Raw genomic sequence first — 20,682 nt, 5'->3', positions numbered from 1 at the left:
CCCGGTGGCAGGGGAGTTCCACCGGGAACGAGGGGCGGGTAGATGATCCAGAGCGTGCTCGTCGGCGCGGTCGTCGTGCTGGCCTGGACGATGACCGCGGCCCGGCTGGAACGGTGGCAGATCACCGCGCCGATGGCGATGGTCGCGGCCGGGCTGGCGATCGGGTTCAGCACCCGCAACGACCTCGGCAACGGACTCAACACCGAGATCGCCCTCAACGCGGCGGAACTGATCCTCGCGCTGCTGCTGTTCGTGGACGCCACCGCGGTCAAGGGCGGCTATCTCGGTCATGACGCCAAGACCGCGGTGCGGCTGCTGCTGATCGCCCTGCCGCTGACGATCCTGATCGTCATGGGCGTCGGCCTGCTGGTGCTGCCGGGCATCGGCTGGACGGTGGTGCTGCTGATCGCCTGCATCATCGCGCCCACGGATTTCGCGCCCGCGACCTCGGTGGTGCACGACGTCCGGGTGCCCGAACGCGTGCGGCATCTGCTGAACGTCGAAAGCGGCTACAACGACGGCGTCGTCGCCCCGGTGTTCATCTTCGCGCTCACCCTCGCGGGGAGCCACCACCAGGCGAACACCCCGGGCGAGGCACTGCAGACCGCGATCCCTGCGGCGCTGCTCGCCGTACTGGCGGGCTCCGTCATCGGCGCGGTGGCCGCGGTGGCGATGAACGTGACCGGCAAGCACGGCTGGTCGACGCGGCATTCCGCGCGGGTCGCCGCCGTCGCGTTGCCGCTGCTGACCTACACCGCCGCCGTCGCGATCGGCGGCAACGGCTTCGTGGCCGCGTTCATCTGCGGGATCGCCTACAAGACCGCCCGGCACCCGAGCGAAGACGAACTCGGGCTGGCCGAGGACGTCAGTTCGCTGTGCGGGCTGCTGATGTGGTTCGTCTTCGGCAGCACCGCGGTGCTGGTGCTGTCCTTCGGCCTCACCTGGGGCGTGGTGATCGTCAGCGTCGTCGCGCTGACCGTCGCCCGGCTGATCCCGGTGCTGATCACCTTGCTGCGGACGGATTTCCGCTGGCGGGACCGGATGACCATCGGCCTGCTGGCCCCGCGCGGCGCGGCGTCGATCGTGTTCGGGTTGCTGGCCTTCAACTCGCTCGACGGGGACGCGGCGGACATCGCGTTGAGCGTCATGGCGGTGACGGTGCTGGCGAGCGTCGCGGCGCACGGTGTCGGGGCGTCGGCGTTCCTGAACCGCAAGTCGAAGAGGTCTTGACGGCTAGGTGCTTCCGCTCGGCTGGCGCACCGAACTGGCTACCGGCACGCCAACCTATTCCGCCGGCGGCCAGGGCGTGCCGTCCTCCCACAGCCGTTCCGCCTCGTCGGCGAAATGCCGGTACCAAGGCGCGTCCTTCGGTTCCACTGTGAACACCGGTGAGGCTTCACCGGACGGCCGGTATTCGTAGTGCTGGACGCAGATCAGTCCGCGTTTGCTGGAGACGTCGAGACAGTTGAAGCCCGCGGAGGAGATCCGTGACGAAACCCGGATCTCCAGCCTGCCGCTCGTCCTGCTCTTCAAGGAGGTCAGTTCGTCCAGGGTCGCGAGGATCCGCTGCCGCAGCCGCCCCTGCCCGAGGCTTTGGGAAATCCGGCGATCGGCGATGGCGACGAGCTCTTCGTCGGTCGGATCGAGCACCAGGACCCGGATCCGTCCGCCCGCTTCGAGGATCGACCGGATGTCACTGCGCATGCCCTGCACGGTCCTGGTCATGGAATGGCCGATGAGCAGGATGTCGAAGGCCGTCGCGCGCCGGGAGATGAGATCCGCCGGGAATTCCGATTCGAAGAACGCCGCCGGGCCGCCGCGGTTGGCGTCGCGGACCTGTTCGGTCAGCCGCCGCGAGCGGATCTGGGAGAAGGCGAGCAGGGCGAGCAACGCCGTCACCACGGACGAAAGCGTTTTGACGTCCGAGATCCCGGTCGCGCCGAGAACGGTGAACACCAGTGCGACGGTGCCCAGTACGTACAGATCCAGATTGTCGTCGGTGATCACGCGCGCCAGCGATCGCCGGATCCGTCCATGCTCGTCCGCCACCGAACCCCCTCGTCGTCGTTCCGTGGTGACGATATCGGCCGGTGGCCCGCCATGTCCGGGATTCCTGACATCGATGGCATCCCGCGAACCACCCGATACGAAGCCATTTGGCCCACTTGTTTGTCTGGTCCAGTCCAGTTATGTCTACTAACGTAGAGGGATGGAGCTGGAACTGCGCCACCTGCGCATCATGTGCGCGATCGCCGAACTCGGGAGTATCACCAAGGCGGCGAACACGCTCGGAATGGCGCAGCCTGCACTGACAGCACAACTGAAGCGCATCGAACGGACCCTCGGCGGGAAGCTCTTCCTGCGCGATCACACGGGCACCAGGCCGACCGCGCTCGGTCTCCTCGTCCTCGAGCGGGCCAAGATGGTGCTCCCCGCCGTGTCGTCCCTGCACGACGAGGCGGCGCGCCTCGCCCAGCACGCCGGGACCGGTGAGCCGGTGACCCTGCGGCTCGGCTCGGCGACGGGGCCGATGCTGGGGGCGCTCCTGCAGCGCCTCGGCACCACTCATCCCGACATCCACGTCGCCACGCATACGTCGTGGTCGTCCAACAAACTCGCGGACATGACCGCGGAGGGCGCGCTGGACTTCGCCTTCGTCGGTGTCTGCGGTGACGCCGCGCCGCCGCCGGAGCCCGGTCTCCGCTGGCGGACGCTCGCGCATCATCCGGTGTTCGTGCTGATGTCGGCGCGGGACGAGCGCGCGCAGCAGAGCGAGGTGGAACTCGGTGAGCTCGCGGACGAGCGGTGGTGTGCGACGCCGGGCGACGGATGCTTCGGCGACTGTTTCGCTTCCGCGTGCGCGCGATCGGGGTTCACGCCGCGTTCGCTGTACGAGACCGATGTGCTGACCTGTATCGAGATGGTCGAATCGGGACACGCGGTGGTGTTGTGTCAGCCGCTGTTCCATGAGATCCCGGGGATCGTCGCGGTCCCGATCGCGGGGAACCCGCTGAGCTGGCGGAATCTTGTCGGCTGGTCGGATCGAGGGGAGATGGGCCCCTTCGCCGCGGAGATGATCGCCCTGTCCCGCGCGGTGTACGGCGAGCTGATCGACCGGCGGCCGACCTACTCGAAGTACCTGGAGTTGAACCCGGGTTATGGCGTCGACTACACGGACGCAGGGGTGCGCTGACCTGCGCGGAAGTCGTTGAAAGGTCCAGTCCACTGACGTGGATATGACCTAAATGGTATGTACCTTTTGCGGCAGGTGCCTCGTACGGTCTGGGACGAGATCTTCTTCCGGAACGTCGGTGAGGAAACGCCTGAAATGAACCGAAAGATCGTAGCGGCCGCCGCGGCGGCCCTTACCGGCGCGGGCCTGGTCACGGCCGTCGCGCTGACACCGAGCGCCAGCGCCGGCCAGACCGCCCCCGCGGCCGACCAGGTCCAGTCGGAGATCGTCGCCGCCCTGTCGCGCGACCTGAAGATCAGCCCGGACCAGGCGAGGACCCGTCTCGCCGTCGAGCAGAAGGCGGCTCGCGCCGACAGCGACCTCAAGACCCGGCTCGGCTCGTCCTACGCCGGATCTTGGCTGGACGCGACCGGGACCACGCTGACCGTCGCGGTCACCGACGCGGCGCTGGAGGGCACCGTGCGTGCCGCGGGCGCGACCCCGAAGACCGTCGCGCGGAGTGCCGCTCAGCTCGACGCGGCGAAGCTGTCGTTGGACGCCAAGGGAACCAGCGCGCCGAAGACCGTGCCCGGCTGGTACGTCGACGCCGTCACCAACTCGATCGTCGTCCTGGCCACCACGGGCACCGAAGCCGCCGCGAAGTCGTGGGCGACCGCGTCCGGCGTGCGTGCCGACGCCGTGCGGGTCGAGACCAGCACCGAAAGCCCCGTTCCGCTGATCGACGTCATCGGCGGCAACGCCTACACCTTCGGTTCGGGCCGCTGCTCGATCGGTTTCTCGGTCGAGGGCGGCTTCGTGACCGCCGGGCACTGCGGCACCACCGGCACGCGGACCTCGAACCCGAGCGGGAGCGTCGCGGGCTCCAGCTTCCCCGGCAACGACTACGGATGGGTCCGCGTGGACGCGGGCAACACCCCGCGTCCGCTGGTGAACCGCTACCCGGGCACCGTGCCGGTGGCGGGCTCGCAGGAGGCCGCGGTCGGCGCGTCGGTCTGCCGTTCCGGTTCCACGACGGGCTGGCACTGCGGCACCATCCAGCAGAAGAACGCCTCGGTGAACTACCCGCAGGGCACCGTTTCCGGCCTCACCCGGACCAACGCCTGCGCCGAACCGGGCGACTCCGGCGGCTCGTGGCTCGCGGGTGACCAGGCGCAGGGTGTCACCTCCGGCGGTTCCGGCAACTGCAGCTCGGGTGGCACGTTCTACTTCCAGCCGATCTCGGAGATCCTGAGCGTCTACAACCTGCGCCTGGTGACCTCGGGATCGAACCCGCCGTCCAGCACGACGCCGACCACCACGACGTCGAACAACCCGCCCGGCGGAACCTGGGCGGCGGGCACCACCTACGCCGTCGGCGCGACGGTGACTTACGGCGGTGCGTCGTACCGGGCCCTCCAGGGCCACACCGCACAGGCAGGTTGGGAGCCGCCGAACGTCCCAGCGCTTTGGGCGCGCGCCTGACCGCCTAGCCGTCCGGGCCACACGCAGGGGTGCGCCCGGACTCGACCGCCCCCGACGTCGTCCGTGCGTCGGGGGCGGTTCCTTTTCGTGATTGGGGGTGCGCCCAATGTGGCATTGGGGACGTTGAGCGACCCCAATGCCACATTGGGCGCACCGCTGCCGCGGCGAATCCGGCTCAGTGCAGGACTTTCAGGCCAACGACACAGGCCACGATCCCCACGATCAGCAGAATTCGGGCCACCGAAACGGTTTCCGCGCCCGACCACATGCCGTAGGCGACGGTGAGCGAAGCTCCGATCCCGACCCAGACCGCGTAGGCGGTGCCGACGGGGAGATCCTTCATCGCGTAGGCGAGCCCCACCATGCTCGCCACCAGCGTGACGCCGAAGATCACCGACGGTACCGGCCGGGACAACCCTTCGGATTTGCCGAGGGCGGTGGCCCACACGGCTTCCAGCACACCCGAAACGATCAGGACAAGCCACGACATGACGCGCTCCAAGAGTGCCGTCTTGTCGCTGGCCGGGTACGGCACCCACTCGTCCGGGGACCTCGATCACGAGGTTCCACGACTAGGATGGCACACCGTCGGCGAGGGCGCCCGCGGGTTTGACGAGGGTCACCACCACGGCCGGTCAGCCGGTCAGCAGGGTCCGGGTCGTCTTGGCCACCAGGTCGACGGTGCGCGGTGGCGGCGCGTCGCCCCTGTCGAGATGTCGCCGCACCGCGGCGTACGGGAGGTCCACGAGGGCCAGCATCAGTTCGTCCGTGCTCCGGCCGGTCAGCGGGCGCAGCCGTCGCACGACCTTCGTGATCGCCGTTTCGAGGCGGCGGTCGGCGTCTCCGACGCGGGCGCGGTCCTCGGTGCTCCAGTCGTCGACGCCGAGTGCGCCGCGGCCCGCGTAGAGCAGTTTCCCCTCGGCGGGATGAGCGCGGCACCAGCGGACGACCTGTGCCGCGGCTTCGACGGCCGCCTCGGTGACCGGTTCCTGTTCGAGGGCTTCGAGATAGCCCTGCTGGAAGCGGGTCACCGTGCGGAGCCACACGGCGGCGAGCAGCGCCGGACGTCCGGGGAAGCGATGGTAGATCGACCCGCTCGGCGCGCCGACCTCGCGGGCGACGGCAGACATGGTCACCCCGGCGATCCCTTCGGCGGCGAAGATCCGCACGGCGGCGTCGAGGAAGTCGTCGGCGGTGTGCCGCGGTGGCCGTCCCATTTTCAGAGACTATCCTCTACTATGGTTTTAGGGGAAGGTCTCTAGAACTGGGAGGCGCGATGCGCGTGTGGAACAGGCATCACCGGATCGTCGACGTGCCGCGGGAGCGCGCCGGCGCGCTGATCGACACTCTTTCCGCGGACGGCGACAAGCTCTGGCCCGTCGACGCGTGGCCGCCGTTGCGGTTCGACCGGCCACTCGGGGTGGGAGCCGTCGGCGGGCACGGACCGGTGCGGTACCACGTGGAGTCCTACGAACCAGGGAGATCCGTGCGGTTCAGGTTCACCGCGCCCCGCGGCTTCGACGGGTTCCACGAATTCACCTTGCGTGCGACGGAAAAAGGCGAGACCGAACTCGCACACCTCATGGTGCTGCGGCTTCGGCATCCGGCGTGGTTCACCTATCCGCTGCTGTGGCGGCCGATGCACGACGCGCTGCTGGAAGACTGCCTCGACCGTGCCGAGCGGGAACTCACCGGCACGGTCGAGAAGCCCGCGCGATGGAGCCTCTACGTCCGGCTCTTGCGGAACCTGATCTCCGGCAAGAGGCCCTTCCGGTTGAGCAAGAACAAAGTGCCGCCGATGAGCACGACGGCGATCAAGTAACCCAGTGCCAGCGACACGGCGCCACCGTTGGCGGGCGGGAGCAGGACACCGAACACCGCGCTGACACCCGCGAGGATCCAGCGTCCGCGGCCGGTCGTGAGGCTGACGGCCAGCAGCGCGACCGTCCACAGGAGATACCACGGCTGCACGACCGGGCCGAGCACCAGCATCGCGGCGAAAGTCAGGCCCGCGCCGTAGAGCGGGTGCAGCTTTTCCCGGTACGTGAGCCACAGGAGCCTGGCACCGACGGCGAGACCGAGGATCGCGCCGACGAGCGAGAACACCTTGATCGCGCCGTCGGTGAGGTCCGCCCCGAAGATCTTGCCCACCCCGCCGACGAGGAAGCCGAGTTCGTTGGTGGGCGCCATCCAGCTGTGGACCTGGCCGGAAACCCCGGAAAGCACCCGGACCCAGCCGAAACCGAGCCCGCTGCCGAGTGAGATCGCCACCGTGACGGCGGCGAATCCGGCGGGCAGTCCGAGCGCCACCGCCGCCCGGCCCGCGGGCGTCGCCCGGCGGAACAGGTCGATGCCGACGAACAGCAGACCCGCGACGGCCACGATCTTGATGTTCGCGGCGGCGCTCACCGCGATCACGCCGGCCGCGATCAGCGCCGGCCGGGCCGCGCCGGTCTTCGCCGCGCCCATGAGGACGAGTTCCAGCCCGGCGACCATCAGCCCGACCATGAGCCCGTCGTTGTGCACGCCCGCCACGACGTGCCACAGGACCAGCGGGTTGAGCAGGGCGAGCCACAGCGCGATCGACGGCGAAACCCCGGCGCGCCGGGCGAGCCGGGGGAGCGCCCAGGCCATCAGCACGATGCCGATCAGCCCCAGCAGCCGGTGCAGCAGCACTGTCGGCACGAAGGCGTCCCCGGCGACGTGGGCGATCGCGCGGGCCAGCGCGACGAACGCCGGACCGTACGGCGCGGGTGTGTCCCGCCAGTAGTGGCTCACCGCGAGTGTCACCGGCGAATCGGCGCCGAGCGCCTCGGCCGGACCCACGAGATAGGTGTCGAACCCCTTGGCCGCGATCAGGCCCTGCGCCAGGTAGCTGTTGATGTCGCCGCTGAACAGCGGGCGCGCGACCAGCAGCGGCGCGCACCAGGAGACCGCGATCCAGTACAGCCGCCGCTCGGGCAATCCGGCGGCGAGCCGTCCGATGCCGAGCCAGGACAGCACCAGGGTGGCCATCCCGGCGACGCCCAGTGCGACCACCAGCACCGAGGGCAGGCCGATCCCGGACGTGACCAGCACGAGCACGGCGATTCCGAGGAAACCCGCCCAGTGCAACGCCGAGATGTTCAGCCCGGTCTTCTCCGGCGCGGGCAAGACGTTCTGCATGCGGCCAAGCTACTCCAAGTGCGGAATCCGGTTCCGCCGAACGTACGGGAAACCGGCCGCGACGCTTCGGGGCCGCGTCCGCCGGGTACTCCACGCGCTGGAGAGGCGGTGGTGGGCGTGAAGAAACGCTGGGTGCGTCTCGGGGTGTTCGGCCTGGTGGGGCTCCTGATCGTCGCGGCGGCACTGCAGATCACGGGGCTGCTGCCGAAGCTCGACCCGTTCGGAACGTCCACTGTGGACCGCTCGCAGCCCGCGGTGCTCCAGGCCGTCCGTGACCTGAGCCAGTATCACGCGGCGGTCGGCGACTACCAGGTCGTCGTCGACATCGAGAAGGACGTCAAGTGGGTGCCCGCGAGCATCGCCGGGGAGCGCACCCTGTTCGTCGCGGCGGGGTCTGTCGACGCATACGTCGATTTCGGGCCACTGGTGGAGAATTCGCTGACCGTGTCCGAAGACCGGCGATCGGTCGCGGTGCGGCTGCCCGAGCCGAAACTGGCGAAACCCAATCTGGACCACGAACGCAGCTACGTCTTCGGCCAGGAGCGCGGCCTGATCGACCGGCTCGGCGGCCTGGTTTCCGTGCAGGACCAGCGGCCGTTCCACCTCGCCGCGGAGAAACGCATCGGTGAGGCCGCGCAACACTCCGGCCTGCTCGAGCGCGCCAAGGCCAACACGAAGGCGATGCTCACGCAGCTGCTGCGGGGGCTGGGCTTCCAAGTCACCTTCCCGGCGGAACCGGCCACCTGACCTCGGGTTCCGCGTCCGTGCTGAGCTGGCCGCGCCGGTCTTGACCGGGGGCCCTCGTACTGGTGGGCTGACGGAATCGACCGGGAGGCACGATGGAGACGAAGCCGAAGGACAGCCTGACCTACAGCGAACCGATCGCGACCGGCGAGGTCACGATCGACGTCGCCCCCGAGAAGGTGTACCGGCTCGTCAGCGACCCCGTCGCGATGGCCGAATGCGCCGAGGAACTGCACAAGGCGCGCTGGATCCACGGCGCGACCGAGGCGCGGGTCGGGAACTGGTTCGCCGGCAGCAACCGCAATGGACTCCGGCGCTGGGTGACCCACGCCGAGATCACCGAGGCCGAGCCGGGGCGCCGGTTCGCCTACCGGGTGCGCACGCAGTTCTTCGTGCCGATTTCCCGCTGGGAGTACGACATCGTCCCCGTCGGCGAAGGCAGCCGCGTCACCGTGACGAACTGGCTGCGGGTGCCGCCGTGGTTCGTCCCGTTCGCCATCCTCATCACCGGCGAGCCCGACCGCGCCGGGACGAACCGGGCCAACATCGCCACCACCTTGCAGCGGGTGAAGGCCCGGCTCGAGGGCCGGGAGTGGCGCCACTAGCGCCCTTTCCCCTTACCCGCTCTCGAAGTTCTGCATTCCCCGGCCCTCCAGTTTGCGCATCACCGGGCCGGACAGCAGGCCGTGCACGAGGACCGACACCGCGATCGTGAGCGCCGTGACCCGCCAGAGCGAGTCGGCCATCGGGAAATCGCCGTGCCCCAGCGCGTAGGACAGGTAGTAGAGGCTGCCGATCCCGCGGATGCCGAAGAACGCGATCGCCGTCGCCGCCGGACGTGTGGTGGCGCCACCGAGCAAGGCCAGCCCGCCGAACAGCGGGCGCACGATCATCACCGCCGCGACGGCCACCAGGACTTCGACGAGTTTCACCTCGGAAAGGAGTCCGTCGCCCAGCGCCACGCCGAGCCCGAGCAAGGCCAGCGCGACGAAGAGCCGTTCCAGCTGATCGCCGAATTCGTGCAGCACCCCGTGGTACTCGTGCGACCGTTCGCTGGCGCGGATGGTCGCGGCGGCGGTGAACACCGCGACGAAGCCGATGCCGCCCAGCCATTCGCACAGCGCGAACGGCAGGAACGCGATGGCCAGCACCACCAGCCCGTCGGAGTATTCACCGAGGCGCAGCCGCTCGTGTTGGACCCGGAACATCAGCCAGGACAGCAGCCAGCCACAGATCAGCCCGACCAGTACGGCGACCGCGAGCGGCACGAGGACCTCGGTCAGCACCCACGGCACGGGTGACGTGCTCGCCGTTCCGGCCAGTACGAGGGCAAGCAACACGAACGGCATCGCCAGCCCGTCGTTGAGCCCGGCCTCCGAGGTCAGCGTGAACCTGATCTCGTTGTCCGATCCCCGGCCGTCCTCGGTATGCGGCGCGGGTACCTGGACATCGCTCGCCAGCACGGGATCGGTCGGTGACAGCACGGCCCCCAGCAGTAGCGCGGCGGCGGGGGACAGGGCGAGCGCCCACCAGCCGAGCAGGGCGACCGCGCAGACCGACAGCGGCAGCGTGATCGCCAGCAGCCGCCACGTCGAATTCCAGGACCGCCAGCCGATCAACCGGTCGGATTTCAGTCCCGCGCCGACCAGTGACACGAGCACGCCGAGTTCGGTGATCACCTCGACGGCGCCCACATGCGACCGCGGGTCCAGCACTCCCTGGCCATAGGGGTACCCGAAGGGGAGCAGTCCGAAAAGCAGCCCGCCCACCAGCAGGACCAGCGGCATCGACAGCGGGCGTTCGTGCAGCAGGTTCGGCAGCACCGCGGCGCACAGCGCCAGCACGCCCGCCCCGGCGAGGAGTATCTCCATTCGCGCGGAGTACCCGGCTTGATCCTCCCGCAACCGGGGACGGCTCAGCCGCCGACTTCGAGTCCTTTGTGGATTGTCAGGCCGACGCCGGCGGCCAGCCGGTACGGCCGGGTGTCCACAATGGCGCCGAGCAGCCGTCGCAACCGGGAGACCTCGGCGCGGACGGTGACGAGGTGTTCGGCGTCGCCGTAGAGCGCCCGGCTGAGCGCCTCGGCCGACAGCCCGGACGGGCCCGCCGTGTGCAGGTGCACGAGGATCTCCGCGTGCCGCGGCGTCACGGTGCGGACCCAGCCGACGTCACCCGAGGCCATCCGCAGCATCGGCGCGTGGCCGAGTTCGAGATCCAGCCGGACCCGGCGCGCGGTGTCGGCCGGGCGCACGAGCCAGCCTTCCGACAGCCGTTCCGGCAGGCAGGCGCCAAGGCCGGGAACGGCGAGGATCCGCCCTTCCGCGGGCGCGGCGATCCGCGCGCCGGAGGAGACCCCGGCGGAGTGGGCCACCCAGCCGTCGTCGTCCACCAGCAGTACCGGGCCGCCCACGCCGGTCACCACCGGTTCGGCGGTCCGGCGCAACCGGTCGAGCCCCTGCTGATGGTGGCGCCAGAGTTGGGATTCGACCAGCCGCCGCCCGGTCTCCACCAGCGCGCCGATCGCCGGGTGCAGGGTCAGCGCGGGACCGCTGACGTCGATCACGCCGAGCAGTTCGCCGGTGCGCGGATCGTGCACCGGCGAGGCGGTGCAGTACCAAGGATGCTGGCCCTGTTCGAAGTGTTCGCCCGCGAGCAGTTCCACCGGCGCGGCCTCGGCGAGCGCGGTGCCGATGGCGTTGGTGCCGACCCTGGCCTCGGTCCAGTCGGCGCCTTCGGTGAAGCCCAGTGTGTCGGCCCGGCGCCGCACCGCGGGCGAGCCGACCCGCCAGAGGATGATGCCCTCGGCGTCGGTCACCACCAGCAGCATGTTCGCGGTGTCGGCCGTCGCTCCGACCACCTGCCCGAGGTCCTCGATCACCCACCGCAGCGGGGAGGCGCGGCGACGGCGGGCGACCTCGTCGAGCGGCACCGAATCCCGGGTGTTCACCCCGTCGGCGGCGAGCCCCAGGCTCAGCATCCGTGACCACGACCGCGAAACCAGCGGCCGCGGCCGGACCCGCGGACGGCCGCCGCCGATCACGGCTTCGTGCATGCGGATCAGGTCACGGGCGTGCATCGGCAGGTCGACGCCGGGCGGGACCGAACTGTGCACGCCCACAGGCCACCTCCGCACCATCGCGTCGACTGACCAGCATAGGTCCGCCGGTCGAGGCGCGCCAAGGAGCCGGGCTGCAACACGCTGCAACCCTTGCCGCCGTAGCCGCCCGCGGCGTGTGATCGGGGTAACAGCCGAACGCCGACGTTCAGGAGTGGCCATGACACAGACGGTGGACCGGATCGAGGCGACGGGCTCGCCGCAGGCTCGGGTCGATGCCTGGCTGAGCCGGTTCGAATCGGCCCTTGCCGCCCGCGACGCCGAAGCCGCCGCCGCGCTCTTCGCCGTCGACAGCTACTGGCGCGACCAGGTCGCCTTCACCTGGACGATCAAGACGGTCGAAGGCCGCGACGAGGTGGCCGGCCTGCTCGGCGCCTGTCTCGACCGGATCGAGCCGTCCGGGTTCCGCACCACCGAGACGCCGACCGAAGCCGACGGTGTCACCGAAGCGTGGCTGGAGTTCGAAACCGCGACCGGGCGCGCGAAAGGCCACTTGAGGCTGAAGGACGAAGGCGCCTGGACGCTGTTGACGAGCCTGCGGGAGCTCAAGGGTTTCGAGGAACGTCGCAACGATCAGCGGCCGAAGGGCGTCGAGCACGGCGTCGTGCGCGGCCGGAAGTCCTGGGCCGAGAAACGCGAAGAGGAGCGGACTCGGCTCGGCTACGAACAGCAGCCGTACGTCGTCGTGATCGGCGGCGGGCAGGGCGGGATCGCGCTCGGCGCCAGGCTGCGGCAGCTCGACGTGCCGACGCTCGTCCTGGAACGCAACGAGCGGCCGGGCGATTCATGGCGCAAGCGGTACAAGAACCTGTGCCTGCACGACCCGGTCTGGTATGACCACCTGCCCTATCTGCCGTTCCCGGACAACTGGCCGGTGTTCGCGCCCAAGGACAAGATCGCCGACTGGCTCGAGATGTACACGCGGCTCATGGAGGTGCCGTACTGGACCAGCACCGAGGTGACGTCGGCCTCCTGGGACGAGGAACAGAAGCAGTGGCTGGTGACCGTCGTCCGTGAGGGCGAGGAACTGGTGCTCACACCGCGGCACGTCGTGTTCGCGACCGGGATGTCCGGCAAACCGAACATCCCGTCGTTCCCCGGAATGGACGTCTTCGAAGGCGATCAGCACCATTCGTCCCAGCACCCCGGCCCGGACTCCTACGCAGGCAAGAAGGCGGTCGTGGTCGGCTCCAACAACTCCGCACACGACATCTGCGCGGCACTGTGGGAACACGGCGCCGACGTCACCATGGTGCAACGGTCCTCGACGCATGTGGTGAAGTCGGATTCGCTGATGGAGCTGGGACTCGGCGACCTGTACTCGGAACGCGCGGTGCGGTCGGGGATCACCACCGACAAGGCGGACATGATCTTCGCGTCGATCCCGTACCGGATCATGCCGCAGTTCCAGATCCCGGTGTACGACGCGATCCGTGAGCGGGACAAGGACTTCTACGCGCGGCTGGAAGCGGCCGGGTTCCAGCACGACTGGGGCGATGACGGATCCGGCCTGTTCCTGAAGTACCTGCGCCGCGGTTCCGGCTACTACATCGACGTCGGCGCGTCGGAACTGGTCGCCGACGGGAAGATCAAGCTGGCCCACGGCCAGGTCGACCGGCTGACCCGTGACGCGGTGGTGCTGTCCGACGGCACCGAACTGAAAGCGGACCTCGTCGTCTACGCCACCGGCTACGGCTCGATGAACGGCTGGGTCGCCGACCTGGTCGGTCAGGAGACCGCGGACCTCGTCGGCAAATGCTGGGGCCTCGGCTCCGCGACGACGAAGGACCCCGGCCCGTGGGAGGGCGAGCAGCGCAACATGTGGAAGCCCACCCAGAAGGAAGGCCTGTGGTTCCACGGCGGGAACCTGCACCAGTCGCGGCACTACTCGCTTTATCTCGCACTGCAACTGAAAGCGCGCTACGAGGGCATCCCGACGCCGGTGTTCGGCCTGCAGGAGGTGCACCACAAGGCATGACGGCATCGAAGCTTCGGTAGCCGGGATCCCGGGCGGTCCCGGTACCGGAGGGCACCGCCTCCGGACCTCGGGCGGTCGGCGACGTCGGGCACCGCCCCCAGACCTTGGGCGGTTCCCGGCGTCGTATCCGTGGTCAGCCTGCCGCCTTCGCGTAACGGCGGGCCAGGACGGCGAAAGCCTCCTTGAGCTCGGGTGGACCGACCACCTCGATGTCGGCGTCGAACCGGCCGATACTCGCCGCGAGCCCGGCCCATGACCACGATCCCAGCGACAGGCGGCACCGATCCGGTCCGAGTTCTTCCACCACACCGTCGCGGACGTAGTGGGAGACGGTGGCCGCGGGAAGGTCGAGGATGACTTCGCCGCGGCACGGCCACTCGCCGGATTCCGAAGAGCCCCGGAACCGGCTCGCGACGAAGGTGGCGACGTCGGGGACAGGCAGCTCACGCGGCGTGAACCGCGGGCCGGTCGGGGTGCGCGGGGAGATCCGATCGGCACGGAAGGTGCGCCAGTCCGCGCGATCGAGGTCCCACGCGACGAGATACCAGCGGCCGTGCCAGGTGACGAGATGATGCGGTTCCACCCGGCGCGGCGCGTCCGCGTAGCCGAACCGGAGGATCTCGCGGGCGTGCACCGCCGCGCCGAGCGCGAGCAGGACTTCGCCGTCCACGCGGGGTTCCGCCCGGCTCGCGGGTGATTCGACGGCGGTGACCCGCAGCGTGTCGATCCGGCGCCGCAACCGCGAGGGCATCACCTGCCGGACGGTGTGCAGCGCCCGCATCGCCGCTTCCTCGATCCCCGCGCCGCTGGTGGTGGCGATCTGGAGCGCGACGGCCAGCGCGACCGCCTGGTCGTCGTCGAACAGCAGCGGCGGCAGTTCGGACCCGGCGTCGAGCCGGTACCCGCCGTCGGGACCTTTGATCGCCGCGATGGGATAGCCGAGGTCGCGGAGCCTGTCGACGTCGCGCCGCACGGTGCGCGGACTGATGTCCAGCCGCTCGGCCAGCAGCGCTCCCGGCCAGTCGCGGCGGGCCTGCAGCAACGAGAGCATCGACAGCAGACGCGCGGAGGTCTTCGGCATGTTTTCCATGATGCCTCCAGTAGAGGCCACAACCTGTCCTCTACCCCTGCGAGAGTCGTCGTGTGCCAGAGAACGACAACCCGGAGGGCCCGATGACCACCACCATCCTCGACGCCGAACGCGCCGACCTGCTCGAAGCCCTCGACACCATCCGCGCCGCGCTGACCGCCACCGTCCAGGGCCTCACGGACGAGCAACTCGACGCGCATCCGACGGTCAGTGAACTGAGCCTCGGCGGCCTGATCAAGCACGTCGCCTCGATCGAGGAGATGTGGCTGCGCTTCGTGGTCGACGGCCCGTCCGCGATCAGCTACGACCTGCCGGAAGGCGTCACCTGGGCCGACATCGGCGCCGGGACCGCCCGTGAGTTCCCGCAGTGGGCGATCGACCACCAGAACAACTTCAGGATGCTGCCCGGCGACACCTTGGCGGGAATCCTCGCGCGCTACGAGCAGGTGGCCGCGCGGACGACGGAGATCGTCTCGACGATTCCCGACCTGTACGCCACGCATCCCCTGCCGGAGGCGCCCTGGAACCCGCCGGGCGCGGTGCGCAGCGTGCGCCGGGTGCTGTCGCACGTCATCGCCGAGACCGCGCAGCACGCCGGCCACGCCGACATCCTGCGCGAGAGCATCGACGGCCAGAAGTCGACCTGACCCCGCACGGGGTTCCGAGCGCGTGAAGGCCCCCTTCCCTCGGCCATGGTTTTGAGTGACCAGCCGAGGGAAGGGGGCCTTCACGCGCATCCGCGGCGGGCGGCGGACCTGCCCGAGGTCGTCCGATCATCCGAACTTAAGCTCGCTCACAGCTTCCTGCCGTAGGGTCCCCGCCCGTCGGCGGCCGGTGATCTTGGTGGTGGTTGTGTGCGGGAGACGGAGCGGCGGTTCCGCCCGGAAATCCAGGGGTTGCGGGCGCTCGCGTGTGTGCTGGTGGTCGTCTACCACGTGTGGCTCGGCCGGATCTCCGGCGGCGTCGACGCGTTCTTCCTGATCTCCGGGTTCCTTGTCACCGGCCAGCTTTATCGCGCCGCGGCGCGCGGGAAGATCGAGTACCGGCCGATGTGGGGCCGGATGATCAAGCGGCTGTTCCCGGCCGCGCTCACCGTGCTGCTGCTGGTCGTCGCGGCGAGCATGGTGCTGCTGCCGCAGAACCGCTGGTTCCAGACGATCAAGGAGGTCGTCGCCTCCGCCCTGTACGTGGAGAACTGGCAGCTGGCGGCGGATTCCACGGACTACTTCGCGCAGCACAACTCGGCAAGTGTCGTCCAGCATTTCTGGTCGCTGTCGATCCAGGGGCAGTTCTACGTGGTCTGGCCGTTGCTGGTCGGGCTGGTGCTGCTGGTCGCCCGGCGGACTCGCGGCGACGTCCGGCCGATGCTGCTCGGCGTTCTCGGCACGGTGTTCGCGGCTTCGCTGGCGTATTCGGTGTGGTTGACCGCGGTCGATCAGCCGCTGGCGTACTTCGATTCGTTGACGCGGGTGTGGGAGTTCGCGCTCGGTGGTCTGCTCGCGCTGGTGCTCGACCGGGTGTCGGTGCCGAGGCCGGCGCGGGTCGTGTTCGGCTGGGCCGGGGTCGCCGGGCTCGTTTCCTGCGGCCTGGTGCTCCAGGTCGGCACGGTCTTTCCCGGGTACCTCGCGCTCTGGCCCACACTTTCGGCCGCGCTGGTGATCCTCGCCGGGCACACCGCGTTCTCCGGCGGTGCCGATCGTTTCTTGTCCAGCCGCCCGCTGAAGTACCTGGGAGACCTCAGTTACGCGCTTTACCTCTGGCACTGGCCGGTTCTGGTGTTCTACCTCGTCGCCCGCGACAGGGAAGAGGTCGGCCTGCGCGGTGGCGCGGTGATCATCGCGTTGTCGTTCGCTCTCGCCGTCTTGACTCACCACCTGGTCGAGAAGCCGGTCCGGGTTTCCGCGATCGGGGCCGGGAACCGTTGGGGCGCCTACCGATTCGGCGTCCTGGCGATGGCCGTGGTCCTCGCCGCGTCGGGCGCCTGGCAATGGGCCGGTGTCCGGCAGGCGGAGAACTACACGATCGCGATCGACGATCCCGACCACCCCGGCGCCCTCGCGCATACCGAAGGATTCACCTACTGGGGTGCCACCGACGCCGCGCTCGTCCCGTCGTTCGTCGCGGTGTCCGAAGACTGGGCGGGGATCGATCCCGCCCGCTGCGGCCCGTCGCCGCGCAACGCCGACCTCGAGGTCTGCACCTCGCAGACGTCGGGGCATCCCCACCGCCGGATCGTGGTCACCGGCGATTCGCACGCCGGGCAGTTCCTCGGCGCCCTGCTCCCGGTCGCCGAGAAGAAGAACTGGGAAGTCACGTCGATCCTCCGCGGCGGCTGCCCGTTCTCCACCGACTCGGACACGGTGCCGGGCGACCAGTCCTGCATCGACTGGAACACCGCGGTGGTGGACGAGATCGTCACGGCCCGCCCCGACGCCGTGCTGACGATCGGCACACGGGACGTCAAGCCGGGTGTCGAGGAACGGGTCCCCGGCGGCTACATCGCGCAGTGGCGCAAGGTCGACGAGGCGGGTATCCCGGTGCTGGCGGTGCGGGACAACCCGCGCTTCGGCCAGTCGCCGTCGGCGTGTGCCGAGAGCCGTGGCGCGGAGGCGCCGGAGTGCGCAACGCCGCGCTATGACCTCTACGCGGCGGAGCCGCCGTACGAGAAGTTGCCGGATCTGCCGCCGAACGTGCGGTTCCTCGATTTCAGTGACTACTTCTGCACGGCAGAGGTCTGCCCGCCGGTGATCGGCAACGTGCTCGTCTACCTCGACGACAACCACGTCAGCGGTACCTACATGTCGACGATGTCGGCCATCGCGGAGAAAGCCATCACCGAGGCCCTCGGCTGGGCCGACGATCACGCCGAGGAAGCCCTGCCAGGAGGGTGATCCAGACAACAAATCGCCGCTGAATTGCATCTGGCCGCATCGATTCGACGGTCTGCCAATACTCTGCGCAACAGATCGCCCTTATCGACGCATTGGAACGGCGGATATCGTCGTCGGTATGAAGGTCGCCGTCCACCAGGGCTCGTACGCCGAGCTGCCGTCCGTCGTCGCGGCGTCGGGTGCCGACCTCGTGATCGCCGCCGAGATGATCACCACCGGCTACCACATCGGCGCCCGCTCCCATGCGCTCGCCGAACCGGCCGACGGTCCGACAGCGGCCCGGATGTCCGCGCTGGCCAAGGAAACCGGCGTCGCGCTGGCCTACGGATACCCCGAGTCCGACGGCGACCACGTCCACAACAGCGTCCAGCTGATCGGCCCCGGCGGACAGCGGCTGGCGAACTACCGCAAGACCCATCTGTTCGGCGACATCGACCGCGACCGGTTCGAGCCGGGCACCGAGGCGGTCGTGCAGGCCGATCTCGACGGTCTCCGGATCGGCCTGCTGATCTGCTACGACGTCGAGTTCCCCGAACTGGTGCGGGCGCACGCGCTGGCGGGGACCGAACTGCTCGTGGTGCCGACCGCGCTGATGAGCCCGTACGAACTGGTCGCCGACACGCTGGTGCCCGCCCGCGCCTACGAAAGCCAGCTGTTCGTCGCGTACGCGAACCGCTGCGACACCGAACAGGAACTGACCTACTGCGGCCGATCCTGTGTCGTCGCCCCGACCGGTGAGGTGCTCGCCCGCGCGGGTGCCGGTCCGGAGCTGATCAGCGCCGAAGTCACCCGTGAGGCGCTCGTCGCGTCACGCATGGAGAACACCCACCTGGCCGATCGACGGCCCGATCTGTACCGAGGACTTTCCGCATGACCTCCGCCCTCCCGACCGCGATCCACCACGACGACGAATCCACGGGTCGCCCGATCACCATGTTCGGCCCCGATTTCCCGTTCGCCTACGACGACTTCCTCGCCAACCCCGCCGGGCTCGGCTCGCTCCCCGCCGAGCGCCACGGCACCGAGGTGGCCGTGATCGGCGGCGGCCTCTCGGGCATCGTCACCGCGTACGAGCTGATGAAACTCGGCCTGCGGCCGGTCGTGTACGAGATCGCCGAGATCGGCGGCCGCCTGCGCACGGTGAACTTCCCCGGCTGCCCGGACGACGTCGTCGCGGAGATGGGCGCGATGCGGTTCCCGCCGGCGTCCACCGCGCTCTTCCACTACATCGACAAGGTCGGCCTGGAGACGACGCCGTTCCCGAACCCGCTCGCGCCGGGAACGCCGAGCACCGTCGTCGATCTCAAGGGGGAGAGCCACTACGCGCGGACAGCGGACGAACTGCCCGCCGTCTTCGGCAAGGTCGCCGCCGCCTGGGACAGCACGCTGTCCGAGCAGGCCGCGTTCACCGAGATGCAGAAGGCGATCCGCGAGCGCGACGCGAAGATGATCAAGCGGCTGTGGAACGAACTCGTGCCGCGGCTGGACAACCAGACCTTCTACGGCTTCCTCTGTGATTCGCCCGCGTTCGCCTCGTTCCGCGACCGCGAGATCTTCGGGCAGGTCGGCTTCGGCACCGGCGGCTGGGACACCGACTTCCCGAACTCGATCCTGGAGATCCTGCGGGTGGTCTACACCGGCGCCGACGACGAGCACCGCAGCATCGTCGGCGGGAGCAGGCAGCTTCCGTTGCGGCTGTGGGAACACGCGCCCGAGGACATCGCGTTCTGGCCCGCGGGAACGAGTTTGAGCTCACTGCACGGCGGAAGCCCGAACCCCGGCGTCGCCCGGCTGCACCGCACCGCGCCGAACAACATCACCGTGACCGACACCGAAGGCCGCATCCGCACCTACCCGGCGGCGGTGTTCACCGCGCAGAGCTGGATGCTGCTGTCGAAGATCGCCTGCGACGAGGCGCTGTTCCCGATCGACCACTGGACGGCGATCGAGCGCACGCACTACATGGAGTCCTCGAAGGTCTTCGTCCCGGTGGACCGGCCCTTCTGGCTGGACAAGGATCCGGCGACCGGCCGCGACACGATGAGCATGACGCTGACCGACCGCATGCCGCGCGGCACCTACCTGCTCGGTGACGACCCGGACGCGCCCGCGGTGATCTGCCTGTCCTACACCTGGGCCGACGATTCGCTGAAATGGCTGCCGCTTTCGGTCTCCGAGCGGGTCGAGGTGATGTTGCAGTCGCTGAAGGAGATCTACCCTGGCGTCGACGTCCGGCGGCACATCATCGGCGACCCGGTGACCGTGTCCTGGGAGGCCGAACCGCATTTCATGGGCGCGTTCAAGGCCAACCTGCCCGGCCACTACCGCTACCAGCACCGGCTGTTCACCCACTTCAAACAGGACAGGCTGGAGGAGCGGCACCGCGGTCTCTTCCTGGCGGGTGACGACGTCTCGTGGACGGCGGGCTGGGCCGAAGGTGCCGTCCAGACGGCGCTCAACGCGGTGTGGGGCGTGCTGAACCACTTCGGCGGCGAGACGGATCCGGCGAACCCGGGCCCGGGCGACGTCTACGAGGAGATCGCGCCCATCGAGCTGCCGGACTGAGCGCGGCGCTTCACCAGCCACGCCGTGCCGAGCGCCAGGGCCACGCCGAGTACCGCGCCGACGGTGTTCATCAGCCAATCGTTGGTGTCGCAGGCGCGGCCGATGGCGGGGACGAACGCCTGAAGCGTCTCGATCACCGCGGACAGCGCCGAGCCCGCCGCGAGCATCGTCAGCGGCCGCTTCGCCGCCAGCGTGGCGAAGTACACCGGAGGCAGGAACAGGGCGACGTTGGCCAGGAGTTCGACCGCGCCGAGCGTGGGCAGCGAGAACTGGACGGTGCACAGGATCCCGTCGATCGTGTGCGCGGTGGGCACCAGCGTCAGCGCGAAGACCGGCACCAGGGACACGCCGGTGAGGGCCAACAGGACCCGCCGCTTGCCCGCGAACAGGTGGCCGAGGACGGCGCAGACGAGCGCGACCAGTGCGATCGCCACCGGCACGAGCGCGGAGTGGTCGAGCAGGAAGTTCGTGATCATGGCG

General features: G+C 69.4%; 19 protein-coding genes and 1 riboswitch. Of the genes, 11 read left to right on the top strand and 8 right to left on the bottom strand.

Translation table 11 applies throughout. The features are described 5' to 3' along the window. Window positions 1–42: 42 nt before the first annotated feature. The gene (locus DMH03_RS39030; RefSeq protein WP_125797020.1) at window positions 43–1,230 is read left to right on the top strand and encodes a sodium:proton antiporter; all 1,188 of its coding nucleotides are present in this window, start codon (window positions 43–45) and stop codon (window positions 1,228–1,230) included. Between the two features lie 54 nt (window positions 1,231–1,284). Here DMH03_RS39030 and DMH03_RS39025 read toward each other — a convergent pair whose 3' ends face one another. After that, window positions 1,285–2,049 (bottom strand): hypothetical protein, encoded by a 765-nt coding sequence (locus tag DMH03_RS39025; protein WP_125797019.1) that lies wholly within the window; start codon window positions 2,047–2,049, stop codon window positions 1,285–1,287. A 160-nt stretch (window positions 2,050–2,209) separates the two neighbouring features. Between DMH03_RS39025 and DMH03_RS39020 the strand changes: the two genes are divergently transcribed. Beyond that, on the top strand, window positions 2,210–3,193 hold the full coding sequence (locus DMH03_RS39020) for a LysR family transcriptional regulator (RefSeq protein ID WP_125787002.1): 984 nt from the start codon (window positions 2,210–2,212) through the stop codon (window positions 3,191–3,193). A gap of 135 nt (window positions 3,194–3,328) precedes the next feature. Beyond that, the gene (locus tag DMH03_RS39015) at window positions 3,329–4,654 is read left to right on the top strand and encodes an alpha-lytic protease prodomain-containing protein (protein ID WP_125797018.1); all 1,326 of its coding nucleotides are present in this window, start codon (window positions 3,329–3,331) and stop codon (window positions 4,652–4,654) included. Window positions 4,655–4,829: 175 nt separating this feature from the next. Here the strand turns inward: DMH03_RS39015 and DMH03_RS39010 are convergent, their stop codons facing one another. Both DMH03_RS39010 and DMH03_RS39005 read right to left on the bottom strand, forming a co-directional pair. Next, window positions 4,830–5,144, bottom strand: a complete 315-nt coding sequence (locus DMH03_RS39010; RefSeq protein WP_063277207.1) for a multidrug efflux SMR transporter — start codon at window positions 5,142–5,144, stop codon at window positions 4,830–4,832. Window positions 5,145–5,155: 11 nt separating this feature from the next. Beyond that, a riboswitch (guanidine-III (ykkC-III) riboswitch) is annotated at window positions 5,156–5,224 on the bottom strand. A 65-nt stretch (window positions 5,225–5,289) separates the two neighbouring features. Continuing rightward, entirely contained in the window at window positions 5,290–5,871 is a 582-nt protein-coding gene (locus DMH03_RS39005) for a TetR/AcrR family transcriptional regulator (protein WP_125797017.1), read from the bottom strand. A 59-nt stretch (window positions 5,872–5,930) separates the two neighbouring features. Between DMH03_RS39005 and DMH03_RS42185 the strand changes: the two genes are divergently transcribed. Beyond that, on the top strand, window positions 5,931–6,476 hold the full coding sequence (locus DMH03_RS42185) for an SRPBCC family protein (RefSeq protein ID WP_158633160.1): 546 nt from the start codon (window positions 5,931–5,933) through the stop codon (window positions 6,474–6,476). Here DMH03_RS42185 and mptB read toward each other — a convergent pair. After that, window positions 6,380–7,819 carry a polyprenol phosphomannose-dependent alpha 1,6 mannosyltransferase MptB gene (gene mptB, locus DMH03_RS38995; protein ID WP_125797015.1) on the bottom strand — a complete coding sequence of 480 codons (1,440 nt, stop codon included), beginning with the start codon at window positions 7,817–7,819 and terminating at the stop codon, window positions 6,380–6,382. The genes DMH03_RS42185 and mptB overlap by 97 nt on opposite strands. Window positions 7,820–7,930: 111 nt before the next feature. Here mptB and DMH03_RS38990 point away from each other — a divergent pair, with 111 nt between their 5' ends. After that, window positions 7,931–8,566, top strand: a complete 636-nt coding sequence (locus DMH03_RS38990; protein WP_125797056.1) for a DUF4230 domain-containing protein — start codon at window positions 7,931–7,933, stop codon at window positions 8,564–8,566. 92 nt (window positions 8,567–8,658) lie between these two features. After that, window positions 8,659–9,168: an SRPBCC family protein gene (locus DMH03_RS38985; protein WP_125797014.1), complete on the top strand. Its 510-nt coding sequence runs from the start codon at window positions 8,659–8,661 to the stop codon at window positions 9,166–9,168. 12 nt (window positions 9,169–9,180) lie between these two features. Here the strand turns inward: DMH03_RS38985 and DMH03_RS38980 are convergent, their stop codons facing one another. Both DMH03_RS38980 and DMH03_RS38975 read right to left on the bottom strand, forming a co-directional pair. Beyond that, the gene (locus DMH03_RS38980) at window positions 9,181–10,434 is read right to left on the bottom strand and encodes a sodium:proton antiporter (RefSeq protein ID WP_233611848.1); all 1,254 of its coding nucleotides are present in this window, start codon (window positions 10,432–10,434) and stop codon (window positions 9,181–9,183) included. A 44-nt stretch (window positions 10,435–10,478) separates the two neighbouring features. After that, window positions 10,479–11,681 (bottom strand): helix-turn-helix domain-containing protein, encoded by a 1,203-nt coding sequence (locus DMH03_RS38975; RefSeq protein ID WP_125797012.1) that lies wholly within the window; start codon window positions 11,679–11,681, stop codon window positions 10,479–10,481. Between the two features lie 157 nt (window positions 11,682–11,838). Here DMH03_RS38975 and DMH03_RS38970 point away from each other — a divergent pair, with 157 nt between their 5' ends. Next, window positions 11,839–13,656: an NAD(P)/FAD-dependent oxidoreductase gene (locus DMH03_RS38970; RefSeq protein WP_125797011.1), complete on the top strand. Its 1,818-nt coding sequence runs from the start codon at window positions 11,839–11,841 to the stop codon at window positions 13,654–13,656. A 133-nt stretch (window positions 13,657–13,789) separates the two neighbouring features. Here the strand turns inward: DMH03_RS38970 and DMH03_RS38965 are convergent, their stop codons facing one another. After that, window positions 13,790–14,737, bottom strand: coding sequence for a YafY family protein (locus DMH03_RS38965; protein WP_125797010.1), 948 nt, complete (start codon window positions 14,735–14,737; stop codon window positions 13,790–13,792). Between the two features lie 92 nt (window positions 14,738–14,829). Here DMH03_RS38965 and DMH03_RS38960 point away from each other — a divergent pair, with 92 nt between their 5' ends. The 4 genes from DMH03_RS38960 to DMH03_RS38945 all read left to right on the top strand — a co-directional run bounded on the left by DMH03_RS38960 (window position 14,830) and on the right by DMH03_RS38945 (window position 20,202). Next, entirely contained in the window at window positions 14,830–15,393 is a 564-nt protein-coding gene (locus DMH03_RS38960; protein WP_125797009.1) for a DinB family protein, read from the top strand. 207 nt (window positions 15,394–15,600) lie between these two features. Continuing rightward, complete coding sequence (locus tag DMH03_RS38955; protein WP_125797008.1) at window positions 15,601–17,637, top strand: acyltransferase family protein; 2,037 nt, start codon at window positions 15,601–15,603, stop codon at window positions 17,635–17,637. Between the two features lie 118 nt (window positions 17,638–17,755). Beyond that, complete coding sequence (locus DMH03_RS38950; RefSeq protein ID WP_125797007.1) at window positions 17,756–18,511, top strand: carbon-nitrogen hydrolase family protein; 756 nt, start codon at window positions 17,756–17,758, stop codon at window positions 18,509–18,511. After that, the gene (locus DMH03_RS38945; protein WP_125797006.1) at window positions 18,508–20,202 is read left to right on the top strand and encodes an NAD(P)/FAD-dependent oxidoreductase; all 1,695 of its coding nucleotides are present in this window, start codon (window positions 18,508–18,510) and stop codon (window positions 20,200–20,202) included. Before DMH03_RS38950 ends, DMH03_RS38945 begins: the two co-directional genes overlap by 4 nt. On the opposite strand, the gene DMH03_RS38940 is transcribed toward DMH03_RS38945, so the two are convergent. Beyond that, window positions 20,166–20,678: a VanZ family protein gene (locus DMH03_RS38940; RefSeq protein WP_125797005.1), complete on the bottom strand. Its 513-nt coding sequence runs from the start codon at window positions 20,676–20,678 to the stop codon at window positions 20,166–20,168. The genes DMH03_RS38945 and DMH03_RS38940 overlap by 37 nt on opposite strands. Window positions 20,679–20,682: the final 4 nt, after the last annotated feature.

Source organism: Amycolatopsis sp. WAC 01376, assembly GCF_003947415.1.
Taxonomy (GTDB): Bacteria; Actinomycetota; Actinomycetes; order Mycobacteriales; family Pseudonocardiaceae; genus Amycolatopsis.
The sequence above is the reverse complement of the archived record's forward strand: the minus strand, read 5'-3'. Positions and strand labels throughout refer to the sequence as shown.